This window comes from Salinispora tropica CNB-440 (assembly GCF_000016425.1).
Taxonomy (GTDB): domain Bacteria; phylum Actinomycetota; class Actinomycetes; order Mycobacteriales; family Micromonosporaceae; genus Micromonospora; species Micromonospora tropica.
This window is the reverse complement of record NC_009380.1, coordinates 3,808,688-3,823,350: the sequence shown is the minus strand read 5'-3', so window position 1 is coordinate 3,823,350 and position 14,663 is coordinate 3,808,688. Positions and strand designations below refer to the sequence as shown.

Genomic DNA, 14,663 nt, shown 5'->3' with positions numbered 1-14,663 from the left:
GTGTGGAGCGGTCGGTCCTGGTGCTCCAGGGAGAGGGTCAGTGTGCCAGTGTAGTGAAACTTGCGATGCTTGGTCCCTTTTTATGATGGAGGTCGGCGTGTAGCCGTCTGCGGCGCTGGCTACCCTTGGGCGCTGTGACGACCTCGGCTGACCAGCCCGTACCGGCCCCCTCCGGAGTCTCCTCCAGGCCGGGTCTGGGCCCGCGCTTCGGCGCATTAGTGATCGACTGGGTGCTCTGCGTGCTGGTCGCGAGTATCTTCGCCGATCCGCTCCGCGACGGATGGGCCCCCGTAGCCGTGCTCGTCGCCGAGTACGGCTTCTTCGTCGGCCTCTTCGCCCAGACCCCCGGGATGTACCTCACCCGGATCCGCTGCGTCTCCTGGACCAGCGGTGGTCGGATCGGTGTGCTGCGCGCCCTGCTCCGCGGCGGCATGCTCGCGCTTGTGATACCCGCCCTGATCATGGATGCCGACCGCCGCGGCCTGCACGATCGCGCAGCGGGCTCGGTCATCGCACCTGTCGTCCGCTGACCCGGTCCGGGGTCAGCGGACGTTCCGCCGCGGTGGCGGCAGGTCAGCGACCGCGGGCCTGGCGGAAGGCGCCCTTCGGAGGACGCATGTTCTTCGGGATGGCACCCTTCGGCAGCTGCGGGCGGGCACTGAGCGCCTTGAGGCGCTTGTCCAGCGCATTGATATCCCGGCGACCGAGCTTGCGCGGCAACCGCATGAGGGTCATCCGCAGCTTTCGGACCGGCAGCTCGCCTTCCTCCTGGCCGATCACGTAGTCGTAGAGCGGCGCCGAGCCGATCACCTTGGCCAACCGACGCTTCTCCTGACCGAGCAGGCTGCGCACCCGCTGCGGGTTCCCCTCCGCCAGCAGGATCACCCCCGAACGGCCGATGACCAGGTGCACCATGTCCATCTGCGTGGTCGAGCTGACAGCCGGGGTGACCCGCCAGTCGCCGCGCATGTTCTCGATGATCTGCGCGGCCGCGCCCGGCTGACCCTCAGCGGCGTTCATCATCGCCCGGTTGGATCGCAGGTTGAGCACGATCAGCAGGGAGAGCAGCGTCACCAGGATGCCCAGTGGGATCCAGAGCCAGCCCCACACGAAGAACGCCACCACGGTCAACGCGAGTGGGATGACCACCGCGGCGAAGGCCAGGGGCGCGAACCACCGGTCCTGCTTGGCGGTGAACCGAAACACCATCCCGATCTGCTTCAGTCGCTGGCCGAACGAGACCTTCTCCTGGGGCTTTGCCATGCCCCCAAGTCTAGTGGTCGACGAATCTCGCGCGGCCCGGGCGTACTGGTCATGGTGGTCGGCAGCCGCTCGGTGGCCTTGAGCAGGTCCGTCCCCTACCGGTGGGGCAGGTAGAGGCGCCAGCCGGGGATGTGGCGCAGGGTGAGGGCGTCGGCGCGCACCTGTGCGTCCAGGCGGGCCGCCAGCGGCGAACCGTCCGGTGCGATCCAGGCGGGGCTGGCGGCGGCGTCAACCGCCCGTCGGTAGGCCGGGTAGCGGTTGTGACCCGGACCCAGATCGTCGTTCACGACGGCGCAGGCGATCTCCTCGGCGCTGGCGAAGATCAGGCGATTGCAGGTCCAGTAGCCGCCGTAGACATGCCGCACGTCCAGCGTCCGCAGGGTCGCGACCAATTCGGCGTGCTGGGCCTCCGCGGTCCGGTAGCTGGGCACGGTGGCGAGCGCTGTCCCGGTGGCGACGGCAGCCGTCCCGAGCGTCCCGGCGAGCACCCCGATCGCGGCGGCGCGAGCCAGACCCGGCAGCCTCGGCGACCGTTGTCGGGCCACGCGCCACACCGGCCAGAGCAGCACCGGTACGGAGATGAGCAGGCAGGACAGATACCGGGAACTCTCCACCGGGGTGCGCCCGGCGGCGCTGCTCGTCGCGTAGCTGGCCAACGTCGCCACGGCCGCCGCGACCAGGGCGAGGGAGAGAGCCGCCGTGATCGCGTTCGCGAGCGGGCGGCTGCCGTCCGGGGCGGGCGCGGACTGCCGGTATCCCCGGAGCTGCCGCCACGCGATCACAGCGGCGGCGAGCAGGAGCAGCGGCAGGGCGGCGGACCACCAGAGCTGCCAGCCCGCACAGGCACCGGGGGAGCAGAAGCCCATGCCCAGTGCCGGGCCGAGTACCAGCGCTCCGGAGAGCCGCTCCGCCCAACTGGCCGACTGCCCGGCGCCGCTGGCGGCGAGCACCGCGGTCAACGGGCTGCGTCCGGTGACGAGGCTGTCCAGCAGCAGCGGCGCCGCCCCGACCAGTGCGCCGGCGCCGAGTAGCGCGCCGGCCCGCCCCGTGAGCTCCCGCCACCGGAACGCCACCAGCACCACCCCGGTGCCGATCACGTATGGCAGGACCAGTGGATCCACCCAGACCATCAGCCCGGCGAGGAACCCCCATCCGGTCCAGCGGACCAGTCGTCGGCGGGGCCGGCCGGCCGCCAGGTCGTACGCGAGCAGCGCGAGCGCCATCCCGGCGGCATTCATCTCCGGGTACCCGCCACCGGCGATCAGCTGGTTCTTCACGATTCGGTCGGAGCCGAACGCGAGCAGCGCGGTGACCAGTAGTGCGTACCAGTGGTCCCCGGTGAGGCGGAGCGTGAGTCGCCAGGCCAGCAGGGCGAAGACGGCGTACAGGGCCAGGGTGGGAAGACGTAACGCCAGCGTCGACGGGCCGGTGAGCGCGATCAGTGGTGCCGCCAGGTACGCCTCCAGCGTCCCCATGTACGCCTGGCCGTAGAACCAGATCGGAAACTCCTGCCCCTGTCCGATGTGCAGGGCGGCGAGCCCCATCGTCGCCTCGTCGCTGTTTGTGGGGGGCGTGTTGGTCAGCAGCAGGAGAAGGCGGTAGCCCACTCCGGCGACGAGGGCCGTGCCGGCGAGCGCATGGGGCAGTCGGGACCAGCGGGCGGCCCGTGACGTGACACGGCTCCGCTCGCCGGCATCAATGGCCATGGGCAGATCATGGCATTTCGGGCTGGCGGGAGCCGCGGCGACCCCGCCCCGGAATCGGTCAGCTGAGGATGTCGACCGTGGTGTCCCCGCGAGCCGCGCGGGCCTGCTGGTAGAGACGGCCGGCGCGGTACGACGAGCGGACCAGCGGCCCGCTCATCACGCCGGCGTAGCCAATCTCCTCGGCCTCCTCCCGGAGCTCGACGAACTCCTCCGGCTTGACCCAGCGTTCGACGGGGTGATGGCGGGGGGAGGGGCGCAGATACTGCGTGATGGTGATCAGCTCGCAGCCCGCCTCGTGCAGGTCACGGAGGGCCTGGGAGATCTCGGCACGCTCCTCGCCCATGCCGAGGATCAGGTTGCTCTTGGTGACCAGGCCGGCGGCGCGGGCCTGCCGGATCACGTCCAGGGACCGCTCGTAGCGGAACGCCGGCCGGATCCGCTTGAAGATCCGCGGCACGGTCTCGACGTTGTGTCCAAGTACCTCCGGCCGCGCTCCGAAGACCTCGGTGAGCTGCTCGGGGACGGCGTTGAAGTCGGGGATCAACAGCTCGACACCGCAGCCCGGCCGGAGGGCGTGAATCTGCCGGACGGTCTCCGCGTAGAGCCAGGCGCCGCCGTCGGGCAGGTCGTCGCGGGCGACTCCGGTGATGGTCGCGTAGCGCAGCCCCATCGAGACCACCGACTCGCCGACGCGGCGGGGCTCGTCGGCGTCGAACTCGGCCGGCTTGCCGGTGTCGATCTGGCAGAAGTCGCAGCGGCGGGTGCACTGGTCGCCGCCGATGAGGAAGGTGGCCTCCCGGTCCTCCCAACATTCGTAGATGTTCGGGCAGCCGGCTTCCTGGCAGACGGTGTGCAACCCCTCCCGCGTGACGAGCCCGCGTAGCTGGGTGTACTCCGGGCCCATCCTGGCCTTGACCTTGATCCACGGTGGCTTCCGCTCGATCGGCGTCTCAGCGTTGCGTGCCTCGATCCGCAGGAGACGCCGCCCCTCGGGAGCGGGCGTCGCGGTACGCGCTGCCTGAGTGGTCGTCGGCGCGGAGTGCTCGATCGTCACGAAGTCGAGCCTACGCCCGTCGCTCGCCGTCGATGCATGTTGGGCGACGGGCATCACGTCGTTGGCGCGGTGACCCCGGACACCGTGGCGCCGGGCCGCGGCGGTGCCGAAGAGCTGCTCCCTGCGGAGCGGCGCACCCTTACCGAGACCACCACGCTCCCGACGCCGCTGGCTGCTCGTCAAGCTGTCGATCGGCGGCCTGGCAGCCGCACTCGTCGCGGGTGTGCTCAGCCTCGCCCTGACCAGCTGGGCGCAACCCATCGACGATGCCCACGCCACCCTGGCCCAGGCCAGCTCGGTGACCCCGCTGGTCTTCCCCACCCGCGGCGTGGTGCCGATCGGCTACGCCATCTTCGCCTTCGCCCTCGGGGGGACCGTCGGACTGATGCTGCGCAAGACCCTGGCCGCTGTGGCGGTGACCCTGGCACTCGTCGTGGCGGCACAGGTTGGCGCCGTCGAACTACGCCCGCTGATCGCCGAACCCGTACATCGCGTCACCGCGCTGACCGCCGAGCGTGTCGGCATGATCGAGGGAATGAACGACGTAGTGACCAAGGTCGAAGCCTGGCCGAGCGAAGCTGATTCGTGGCAGCTGTCGAACACCATCGTGACCACGCCCGGTGGACCGGAGTATCGCGGGCCGACCGACCAGGAAAAGTGCACCCCGGATTGCCGGGAGTGGCTGGGCGCACAGCGGCTGCTGCAGGAGGAGCGTTACGTGCCAGCAGGGAACTTCTGGCTGGCGCAGTGGCGGGAACTCGGGATATTGATCACACTGGCCGCCGCCCTGTCGCTCATCTCGCTCTGGTGGATCCGGCGTCGGCCAGCCTGAGCGACCCACGCGCTGGGTTCAGGGTTCGATGAGGGTGGGCAGGTGCCGCTCGACCACCGGAAGGGCGTCCGCCACGGTCACCGGTCGGCCCAGCTCGGCCGCGAGCGAGGTCACCCCGGCATCGCTGATGCCGCACGGCACGATCCGGTCGTAGTACGTCAGGTCGCAGTCACAGTTCAGCGAGAAGCCGTGCAGGGTGACGCCGCGGGCGACGCGGATGCCGATCGCGGCGACCTTGCGCGCGGGCCCGCGGTCATCCGCCGGCACCCAGACTCCGCTACGCCCCTCGATCCGGCCGGCCACCAGCCCGAACTCGGCACAGACGTCGATCAGCATCTGTTCCACCCGGCGCACGTACGCGACCACGTCGACCGGGTTGGGTAGGCGCAGGATCGGATACCCGACGAGCTGACCCGGACCGTGCCAGGTGATCTTTCCGCCGCGGTCGACGTCGATGACCGGGGTGCCGTCCATCGGCCGGTCCCACGGCTCGGTGCGCTTGCCCGCGGTGTAGACGCTGGGGTGCTCCAACAGCAGCACGGCGTCGCCACGCTCGTCGGCAACCACCGACTCGTGCAGCCGGCGCTGCTCCTCCCACGCGGCCTCGTAGCCGAGAGTGCCGGCGCGGACAATGGTCAGGTCCGGGGTAGTCGTGGTCACGGGACCAGCCTAGTCCCGTACCCGTCGGTCACCTCGGCTCGTGATCCGACTCACCCGGTACGCCCGTCCCACGGCTCAGCCGGGCGAGACCCGCCAGACCCAGACGTCCTCGACCCGCTCCGGCTCACCGAACAACTCGGTGGCGGTCTCCAGAAGGGCCTCCTCATCGACAGCCCACTTCGCTCCGTGCACCTGGTCCGCGAGCACCACCGTCTCGATCTGCCAGTGCCGCAGGTCAGCTTGGACGTCTTCCCGGGTCCCCTCGGTGACGATCGGCACCGCACCCAAGCGGGCGGCCTCGTCGAGGATGGCGCTCAGTGGCCGGGGCACCGGACCGATCCGGCCGCGCCCGTCCGGACCGCCCGGGCCGAGGAAGAACCCGGACGGGATCCGGAACTCGCCCTGCCGGTCCGCGAGAACGTGCGCCTGCCACCGCTGTCCGTCCGGGTACACATCCACGGCCAGTGGTATTGGCGTGAGGACCCCGCCCGGTGAGACGTAGTCCCGCCAGGCGCCGGAGGTGAAGAAACGCGGGATCGGCTCCCGCTCGATCGTGAGCAGCGGGGTCGGCGTCAGCGGTACCAGCGCCACGGCGAACGCCGCCAGCCAGGCGAGCCGGGCCGGCCGGGACCGCGGAGGTTCGGCCCGTAGCGCATCCACCGTGTACGCGAGCAGCACCCCGATCACGGGCGCCACCACCAGTGCCAACCGGGCGGGCAACGCGGCGTTGACCACCGGTAGGTGAGCCAACAGGTCGAAGGGCATCGGCAGGTCGAAGCGGTGGCCGTCGAACGTGGCCTGCGGCCCGAACGACAGCACGGTGAAGACCACCGCCACCGCCCCGAGCGCCCAGAGCGTGGCCCGCTGGGGCGCCTGCTGGACGCGCCGCCACAGCAGCGCGAAGGCGGCGATGACGAGTAGCAGCAGCGGTAGCCCGAAGAACGAGTTCTCCTCGGTCGGGTTCGGGGCGAGACCGGTCCGTAGCCCCGCCTCGCCAGCGATCGAGCGTCGAGGGTACGCGGCGTACGCGGCGATGTCCTCGGAGTGGATCACCGCGTCGAAGCCGGTGCCGTCGAAGCGTTGTGGGCCGGCGAAGTGCAGCCACAGCGGGTAGGCCAGGAGTAACCCGGCCACCAGCGCGGTTACCGCGAGCCCCCCGAGGAAGCCCGGCAACACCGCGCGTGCTTCGGCGCGGCTGGCGGGGTGCAGCGCCCAGACGACGACGAAAAGGCCGAGGGCGAGCGCGGTGAAGAAGAGCCCTTCGGCGGCGATGGAGAACGCCACCGCGACCAGAACGCCGAGGATAACGCCGTCGCGGACCCGGTGCCCGCTTCGGCGCAGCGCGAAGGCGCGCCAGATCAACAGCGGGACCAACCAGCCGGCGGTCCAGTTCAGGTGGGCGTTGGCGTGCGAGACCATGCCGGGGGAGAAGCCGATGAACAGTCCACCCAGCCCGGCGGCGAGCGGGCTGCGGGCGAACTGGCGGTTGAGTAGCCAGTACCAGGCGATCGCGGTGGCGGCGAGGTTGAGCGTGAGGATCACCAGGAAGGTGGCTGGCGGTCCGATCAGGTACGTCAGCGGCGCGAAGAGCGCTGCATATACAGTGATCGACGTGTTGACCGCGAGGTTGACCCCGTCTGGCATGTTGATCATGTAGGTGAAGAGCGGGTTCTGCCCGTGGGTGAGGGCATGCCCGCCGAAGGCCAGTAACCATTCGAACAGCGCCTGATCGCTGGAGTTGACCATGATCGTGCGACCGTTCGGGTCCCGCCAGAGCCCACTGGTCACCCACACCGCGAGGGCGAGCGCGACGAGCGCCACGATCAGATCTGCCCGACGGTTACGGTGAACGCGGGAGGGTGGGGTCGGCGTGGACACCACGGACGGCGAGGTCGGCACGCAGCGGACGTTACCAACCGGATCCGGAGACGCCGGTCAGACCTGCGAGGAAGAGCCCGTTAATGCCGGTCGCTGTCGTGCTGCCCTGCACCGGGCCGCCGCTCATCGATCCGGCTCCGCCGCGAGCGCGGCGTTCAGGGCGCTGGCCAGATGCGGGTGGCGGTAGTCGAAACCCGCCTGGGTCAACACCCCAGGCAGGACTCGAGCACTGGTCAGCGCCTCTTGCGCGAAGCCGCCGAGGGCCACCTTCAGCGCCAGCGCCGGGATCGGGATGATCGCCGGACGGTGCAACTGCCGGGCCAGTTCTCGGGTGAACTCGGCGTTGGTCACCGGTGCCGGCCCGACCGCGTTGACCGGGCCGGCGAGGTCGGCCCGCCCGATGGTGAGGGCGGCGGCGTCCAGCCAGTCCACCATCGCGATCCACGGCAGCCACTGCCGGCCACTGCCCAGTCGACCCGCGATGCCGAGCCGGAACGGCAGCAGCTGCGGCTTGAGTAGGCCGCCGTCGCGGTGTAGCGGCAACCCGGTCCGTAGCCGTACCACGCGTACCCCGGCGTCCTCGGCCGGCCGGGTCGCGGCCTCCCACACCCGGCAGACATCGGCCAGGAAGCCCTCACCGGCCGCCGCCTCCTCGTCGACAACCCGGTCACCGGTGTTGCCGTACCACCCCACCGCCGACGAGTTGACCAGCACCTCTGGGCGGTCAGCGGCCGGCAGCCCGGCGATCGTGATCGCCAAGGTGGTGGTGGTGTCCACACGACTGGAGCGGATGACCCGCCGGTAGGCGTCGTTCCACCGGCGGTCACCGACGCCGGCGCCGGCCAGGTTGACCACGGCGTCCGCCTCCGCCACCACCGCCGGGTCGAGCTGCGCCGCGGTCGGGTTCCACTGTCGTTCGTCGGCGTCGCGCGGCGGCCGACGAACCAGCCGCGTTACGTGGTGCCCGTCCGCGGTGAGCCGGTCGGCCAGCCGGGTGCCGAGGAAGCCGGACGCACCGGCCATCAGAATCCGCATGCTCGTATTGTCGGATACAGGTGGCCGACAGATGCGTTGAGTCGGTCACCTGACCGGTTCGGCCTGGGTTTGCCGAAGATCTGCCAGCAGACGCTCGACCTCGGCGTACGTGTCCGCAGGGAGCGGACCACGGGTGAGCGTGCCGATGTTCTCCGCTGCCTGGGCGACGGTGCGGCAGCCCGGGATCGGGACGCTCCGTGGGCTGCGGGCCAGCAGCCAGCCCAGCGCGCCCTGGGCCAGGGTACGGCCGTCGGCGGTGAGCGCGTCCCGGATTTCCGCCACGCGCTGAGCCCACTGCGGCGTAGGTCGGCCGTCGGAATACCAGACCAGCCACGGCGGAGCCATCCCGCGAATGTCGTCGGAACCGACCTCCCGGTTCGAGCCGGTGAGTAGACCCATCGCCAGTGGACCCCGGTTGATGCTCGCCAGGTCGTACGTGTCGCAGACGGCGAGCATCGCCGCGTTGTCCGCCAACACCGACTGGTCGTGCTGGACGGTGGCGCAGTGCGGTCCGGTCGCGGCCAACGCCGCCGCCGACTCGGGATTGTCGGTGCTCCAACCGTACGCCCGGATCTTGCCGCTGCTGACCAGGTCCTCCAGTGTGTCGACCAGGTCGAGCGCGGCGGACGTCGGCAGTTCGTTGAGGTGCAACTGGTAGAGGTCGACGTAGTCGGTACCGAGGCGGCGCAGCGACTCCTCCAGGCTCGCTACGGCGTGCTCCGGACTGTGATCGGTCCCGGTCCATCGGCGGGTCGCCTCCTCGGAACAGTTGCCGAACTTGGTGGCGATCACCACCTGGTCCCGGCGGCCGGTGAGGGCGCGGCCGAGGATCCGCTCACTGTGCCCGGCGCCGTAGTTGTTGGCGGTGTCGAAGAGGGTCCCGCCATGGTCGAGTACGGCGTGGATGGTACGGATCGACTCGTCGTCGTTGACGTCGCCCCAGCCGAACGGCTGCCCGCCGTCGCCCCACAGCGGCCCGCCGATCGCCCAGCAACCCATTCCGATCGCGCTGACCTCGATTCCGCTGTGACCCAGTGTCCGTGTCAATGTCATGCGGGCTAGCCTCCAACCTGGAGTGCACTCCAGGTCAAGTGCCAGGTGAGTCCTGCCGAGGGGCAGGGGTCGATGTGTGGACGCACGACGAGGCACCCGTCACCCGACGAGGTTCCTCTAGGCTGCCAGCATGTCCGGGTACGCACCCTCCGAGGCCGCGCGGCGCAGCGGTTTCAGTCTCGACACGCTCCGGTACTACGAGAAGATCGGCCTGCTCAACGAGGTCGGCCGCACCTCCGGCGGGCAGCGCGTCTTCACCGATGACGACCTGGGTTGGTTGGTGTTGTTCCGCTGTCTGCGCGACACCGGTATGCCGATCGCTGAGATGTGCCGGTACGCCGAGCTGGTCCGGGAGGGCACGCACACCATGGGGGAGCGCCAGGCACTGCTCGAGCGGCACGCTGGGCGGGTGGAAGAGCGGATGGACCTGCTTCAACGTCAGTACGATCACCTACAGGCCAAGATCCGTTTTTACGACCAACACCTACGTCCGTGTTAACTGCCCGACGGTTTCGACGATCCGGGCGCTCGGTGCCCCTCGGACCGCCGCTCCGGTACGGGGACTCGGTTGAGACATCGACCGAGGTCGGCCAGCCACAGGTCGACCTCGATCAGGCGCAGGACGTCGGCCCGCCGTTCGCCGGCCTGAATGATCCGGTGGACCTGCTCCACGACACCCGTCGCGGCTGTCGGAACGGGCGCCACCTGCTGGAGGTGGCCCTGCGGTACGTGGCTGGCCACATCGGCGTACGCGGAGCGCAGCCACTCGGCTCGGCGCACGAGTCGGGCAGTGGGTGCGGGCCAGCTCGCTGCCAGCGTTCCGGGTCGGTCACCGATGAGGAGTGCCTCCGCGCCACGCACGATGCGATGCCCGGCGACCAGCGCCGCTTCCCAGTCAACGTCGGACGGTTCCGGGTCGCGGCTTTCCAGGTGGTACTGGCAGAACGACGCGTCGGCCAAGGCCTGCGCCCGGTGCGTCGCCTGGACCGCATGCCGCCTTCCGCCTCGTTCCGCCAACGTCGTGACGGTTTCCTCGATCGCGTGCGCGCCGACGTCGAGGAGAGCGGACGCGCGGTGGCGGAGCTCGCCACCGCCACCGCGTGGCCAGATGAGGGTGCCAGCGACGACGCCGATGGTCGCCCCGATCAGGACGTCCAGCAGACGGACCCCGGCTAGCTGCCAGTCGGTTGGGGTGAGCTGAGCGAAGACGGTGATCAGCAGCAGCGTCAGCAGCGCCTGCGCCCAGACCAGTCCGAGCAACGGCCCCACACCCAGGGCCAACAGCATCGTCAGCGGCAGGATCGCCACATATGTCTCCTGTCCGGGGAACACCAGCAGTAACAGGGCCCCGGCAGAAGCGCCGACGAGCGTTCCGGTCAGCGCCAGGCGGAACGTGGCCCGAGTGTCCGCGGCAGACGTCCGCAGGAGGGTGAGAATGGCCAGGAGCACCCAGAAGCCGTGCTTCAGATCCAGTATTCCAGCGATCAGTCGTGCGGCGGCCAGCGCGACGGCGAGCCGGAGCGCCTGCTGGAAGGAGACCGAACGCGGGGTGAGGTGGAACCGCAGCCGCTGCCAGTACAGCGACGGAAGGCTGCGACGCAGATACCAGAACGTGTCCGGGCCAGCCGGCGGATGCGTCGGGTCGGCGTGACCGTCGGCAATCCTGACGGCAGTGGCGACGAAGTCGGCATGCCGCGCCAGCATCCCTACGCTCGCGGCAACCCGTAGCTGGGCAGCCGTGGCCGACCGCCATGCTTCCGGGCGTCGATGTTCTGTTGTCGGGACGGCTCGGGGGGAGGCCGGCTCCGTTCCCACCAGCGTGTCACCCGAGCGACGGAGAGACGCCGCGCATCGCCGCAGCAGGTCTGCCGATTCCCTGTCCGTGGTCGCCGCCTCGTTTCGCAGCAGCCAACCGGCGCTCCGCAGTGTTTGGCGCAGGCCGATGGACGCGTCTCGTAGCGCGTGGTCGCGGCGGCCTGCCGACGTCGCCCGCTCAGTCGGGGACAGCCGCGACATCCGAGCCTGCTCGACGGCGTTGACTGCCCGGGCGTGGCGACGCCATGCTTCCTCCTCGGCGCCCGGCTGCCCGGCCAGCACATCCGCGAGCGCGGCGACGTACGAGGCGGTACGGCGCGTGGCGGCGCCCAGGCGCTGTGCGAAGGTGACCGGTGCGGGGCCGGGCCAGAGGGTCACCTCGGCCACGGCCACCAGTCCGATGGCGAGCGTCACGCCGGCGAGCCGTTCCGGCAGCCTGTCGGGTTGGTAGGGCGGAAAGCTGGCCAGGATGTAGAAGATCTGAAATGCACCGCCGAGGCCGATTATCCGAGGCCCGCTGACACCGGCGACGGCGACGGCGAACCCCACCACGAGCATGCCGGCCGTGGCGGCCCAGGTGTTCGCGGCCAGCATCGTGCCGGCGGCGATCAATATCCACATGATCGGCAGTGCGGCGAGTAGCGTCCGCGCCCGCTGGGCTGGCCGTCCCGGCAGTTGGGTGAACACGCCGGAGGCGATGGTGCCGAACAACGCGTATGTCGCCATGGGCGTGCTGTCCAGGCCGTAGCGACAGCCGTAGAAGACGAGGCAGGCGACGAGGGTCAGTCGTGCCGCACGGCGGGCGAGGCAGTAGTCCGGGTCCCGCTGCTGAAGCCAGTTCCGGACACCACGCCACGACCACACTCGTGCAGACTATCGATCGGATTGCCCGGGAAGCTGGTATTCGAGCGGAGGCGGGTTTGACTACCGTCTCCCGCGGGTTGAGCGCGTGCAATTGTTCGGTCGCCTCGTACCGCAGCGCACCCAGGTAGACGAGCAACGCCACCCGATCGGGGGCGTACTCCCGCAGTAGCGTCAGCCGGGCGGAGCCGCACGACCACGGTGCGGCGCATCGTCGGCACAGCCAGAGTGGCCGCAGTGGCGTGTGCGGATGTTTCGTCACCAGTGCCCACCGTTAGCCCGCCAGGCCTGCGCGAGGGTCAACCGCCCGGCCCGCCCCCACCTGTGGGCTGGCCTGGGTCGGTTCGTCGTGCCAGCGGGTGTTTCGCGGCCTCGGCGGTGGTGGTTCGGTCGGGATAGACGCGTGCCGGTCCGGGCAGGCGGTCGGGCGCGTTTCACGAAGTGGCCAGCCCGGTTGCCGCAGACGGTCGCGCGTCAGGCGATCCTGGTGCCTCAGACGCAAGGGTTCGTCGAGGGTGTCCATGGCGTCGGCGTGTTCGTCGCGGAGCAGCCTGACCCGTGAGACGACGCAGGGCTGCCCGGAAACCGGGCAGCCCTGCGTCGTCGGGTCGGGTGTTACCGGCCCAGTTCGGCCTCGAAGTTGCCGGCTTCCAGCCGCTCCTTGATCGTGCCCAGGAAGCGGGCCGCGTCCGCACCGTCGATCAGTCGGTGGTCGTAGGAGAGGGCCAGGTAGATCATCGACCGGACGGCCACGACCTCACCCAGGTCGGGGTCGTTGACCACGACCGGGCGCTTGACCACGGCACCCGTGCCGAGCATCGCCGACTGCGGCGACGGCACGATCGGGGTGTCGAAGAGGGCACCCCGGCTGCCGGTGTTGGTCAGCGTGAACGTCGCACCAGCGAGCTCATCCGGGCTGATCTTGTTGGTGCGGGTGCGCTCGGCGAGGTCGGCGACCCGCTTGGCGATGCCACCCAGGTTGAGGTCGCCGGCGTTGTGGATGACCGGCACCATCAGGCCGCGCTCGGTGTCCACGGCGACGCCGAGGTGCTCCGCCTCCGGGTAGGTGATCTTCCCCGCCGTCAGGTCCATCTGGGCGTTGACGATCGGGTAGGCCTGCAACGCCTCGACGGCCGCCTGGGCGAAGAACGGCAGGAAGGACAGCTTTACGCCGTGCCGCTGCTGGAAGGCGTCCTTCGCCTGCGCCCGCAGCTTGGCGATCCGGGTGACGTCAACCTCGACCACGGTGGTGAGCTGCGCCATCTCGTGCAGCGACTCGTGCATCCGCTTCGCGATGGTCGCGCGGATCCGTGGCAGCTTCTCGGTGGTACCCCGCTTGCTGCTGGGCGTGGGCCGGGCAGCAGGCTTCGCCGCGGGGGCGGCGGGCTGCGCCGCCGGGGCCGGAGCCGCCTTGGCGGCGCGGGCCTGCTCGGCCGCGTCGAGCACATCCTGCTTGCGGATCCGGCCACCAACGCCGGTGCCGTTGATCGTGGAGAGGTCAACCCCGTGCTCGCCGGCGAGCTTGCGGACCAGTGGGGTGACGTAGCCGGCGTTCTCCGTACCGCCGGTCGTCGCCGGCCGGGAGGCGGGCGCCGAGGGGGCGGCGGCCTGCTCTGCCTTCGCCGGGTCGGAGGCGCTCTCGGTCTCGGCCGCCGGCTCGTTGTAGGAGGCGCCCGGGGTCGGTTCGGTGACCTTCGGCTCGGGCTTCGCCTCGGGCTCGGGCTTCGCCTCGGGCTCGGGCTTCGCCTCGGGCTCGGGCTTCGCCTCGGGCTTGGGCTTCGCCTCGGGCTTGGGCTTCGCCTCGGGCTCGGGCTTCGCCGCGGCACCGGCCGTGCCGACGACCGCCAGCGTCGCACCGACATCGGCGGTCTCGTCCTCCGCCACGGTGATCTCCAGGACGGTCCCGGCGACCGGCGAGGGGATCTCGGTGTCCACCTTGTCGGTCGACACCTCGAGCAGCGGCTCGTCGACCTCGACGGTGTCGCCGACCTGCTTGAGCCAGCGGGTGACCGTGCCCTCGGTGACGCTCTCGCCGAGCGCCGGCATCGTCACCGGGTTGCCCTCGCCCGACGGCGCAGGAGCCGGCTGCTCCTGCTCCTGCTCCTGCTCCGGCTCCGGGCCCGTGCCCTCGGCGGCGGCGGTGGGCTCGGGCGCCGACTGCCGCGACTCGGCCTCGCCGCCGCCCGTCGCCCCGTTGTCGCCCGACGCCTCATCGCCGATCGTCGCCAGCTCGCTGCCGACCTCGGCGGTCTCGTCCTCGCCGACCACGATGCGGGTCAGCACGCCGGCCGCGGGGGACGGGATCTCGGTGTCCACCTTGTCGGTCGACACCTCGAGCAGCGGCTCGTCGACCTCGACGGTGTCGCCCTCCTGCTTGAGCCAGCGCGTGACGGTGCCCTCGGTGACGCTCTCACCGAGCCGGGGCATGGTGACCGATACCGGCATTTTCTCCAGACTCCTTCATTCCCCTGATGGGATCGTCGCCCGTCGCCGGACGCCGCGGTTG

Annotated in this window: 12 protein-coding genes and 1 pseudogene; 4 read left to right on the top strand and 9 right to left on the bottom strand. The window is 70.5% G+C overall.

The window, feature by feature from the left end:
• Window positions 1-134 precede the first annotated feature (134 nt).
• Window positions 135-530 (top strand): RDD family protein, encoded by a 396-nt coding sequence (locus STROP_RS16695; RefSeq protein ID WP_012014542.1) that lies wholly within the window; start codon window positions 135-137, stop codon window positions 528-530.
• Between the two features lie 43 nt (window positions 531-573).
• Here the strand turns inward: STROP_RS16695 and STROP_RS16690 are convergent, their stop codons facing one another.
• The 3 genes from STROP_RS16690 to lipA all read right to left on the bottom strand — a co-directional run bounded on the left by STROP_RS16690 (window position 574) and on the right by lipA (window position 4,077).
• Window positions 574-1,263, bottom strand: a complete 690-nt coding sequence (locus STROP_RS16690) for a DUF4191 domain-containing protein (RefSeq protein ID WP_012014541.1) — start codon at window positions 1,261-1,263, stop codon at window positions 574-576.
• 95 nt (window positions 1,264-1,358) lie between these two features.
• Window positions 1,359-2,969 carry a hypothetical protein gene (locus STROP_RS16685; protein WP_012014540.1) on the bottom strand — a complete coding sequence of 537 codons (1,611 nt, stop codon included), beginning with the start codon at window positions 2,967-2,969 and terminating at the stop codon, window positions 1,359-1,361.
• Window positions 2,970-3,027: 58 nt separating this feature from the next.
• A complete protein-coding gene (gene lipA, locus STROP_RS16680) occupies window positions 3,028-4,077 on the bottom strand; it encodes a lipoyl synthase (RefSeq protein WP_080516639.1) in 1,050 nt (349 codons plus the stop codon).
• A 49-nt stretch (window positions 4,078-4,126) separates the two neighbouring features.
• On the opposite strand from lipA, the gene STROP_RS16675 reads away from it, so the two are divergent.
• The gene (locus STROP_RS16675; RefSeq protein ID WP_238380238.1) at window positions 4,127-4,855 is read left to right on the top strand and encodes a hypothetical protein; all 729 of its coding nucleotides are present in this window, start codon (window positions 4,127-4,129) and stop codon (window positions 4,853-4,855) included.
• 18 nt (window positions 4,856-4,873) lie between these two features.
• Here the strand turns inward: STROP_RS16675 and lipB are convergent, their stop codons facing one another.
• From lipB to STROP_RS16655, 4 genes are all read right to left on the bottom strand, one after another.
• Window positions 4,874-5,515: a lipoyl(octanoyl) transferase LipB gene (lipB, locus tag STROP_RS16670; protein ID WP_012014537.1), complete on the bottom strand. Its 642-nt coding sequence runs from the start codon at window positions 5,513-5,515 to the stop codon at window positions 4,874-4,876.
• Window positions 5,516-5,590: 75 nt separating this feature from the next.
• Window positions 5,591-7,414 carry a DUF6311 domain-containing protein gene (locus STROP_RS16665; RefSeq protein WP_012014536.1) on the bottom strand — a complete coding sequence of 608 codons (1,824 nt, stop codon included), beginning with the start codon at window positions 7,412-7,414 and terminating at the stop codon, window positions 5,591-5,593.
• A gap of 102 nt (window positions 7,415-7,516) precedes the next feature.
• Entirely contained in the window at window positions 7,517-8,428 is a 912-nt protein-coding gene (locus STROP_RS16660) for a TIGR01777 family oxidoreductase (RefSeq protein ID WP_012014535.1), read from the bottom strand.
• A gap of 45 nt (window positions 8,429-8,473) precedes the next feature.
• Complete coding sequence (locus STROP_RS16655; RefSeq protein ID WP_012014534.1) at window positions 8,474-9,481, bottom strand: aldo/keto reductase; 1,008 nt, start codon at window positions 9,479-9,481, stop codon at window positions 8,474-8,476.
• A gap of 130 nt (window positions 9,482-9,611) precedes the next feature.
• On the opposite strand from STROP_RS16655, the gene STROP_RS16650 reads away from it, so the two are divergent.
• Window positions 9,612-9,980 (top strand): MerR family transcriptional regulator, encoded by a 369-nt coding sequence (locus STROP_RS16650; RefSeq protein ID WP_012014533.1) that lies wholly within the window; start codon window positions 9,612-9,614, stop codon window positions 9,978-9,980.
• Here STROP_RS16650 and STROP_RS16645 read toward each other — a convergent pair.
• Window positions 9,977-12,160, bottom strand: coding sequence for an FUSC family protein (locus tag STROP_RS16645; RefSeq protein WP_012014532.1), 2,184 nt, complete (start codon window positions 12,158-12,160; stop codon window positions 9,977-9,979). The genes STROP_RS16650 and STROP_RS16645 overlap by 4 nt on opposite strands.
• Before the next feature lie 457 nt (window positions 12,161-12,617).
• Between STROP_RS16645 and STROP_RS25805 the strand changes: the two are divergent.
• Window positions 12,618-12,719: pseudogene (locus tag STROP_RS25805) on the top strand (GntR family transcriptional regulator); the annotation flags it as partial.
• 53 nt (window positions 12,720-12,772) lie between these two features.
• Here the strand turns inward: STROP_RS25805 and sucB are convergent.
• Window positions 12,773-14,602 (bottom strand): 2-oxoglutarate dehydrogenase, E2 component, dihydrolipoamide succinyltransferase, encoded by a 1,830-nt coding sequence (gene sucB / locus STROP_RS16635; protein WP_012014531.1) that lies wholly within the window; start codon window positions 14,600-14,602, stop codon window positions 12,773-12,775.
• Window positions 14,603-14,663 lie beyond the last annotated feature (61 nt).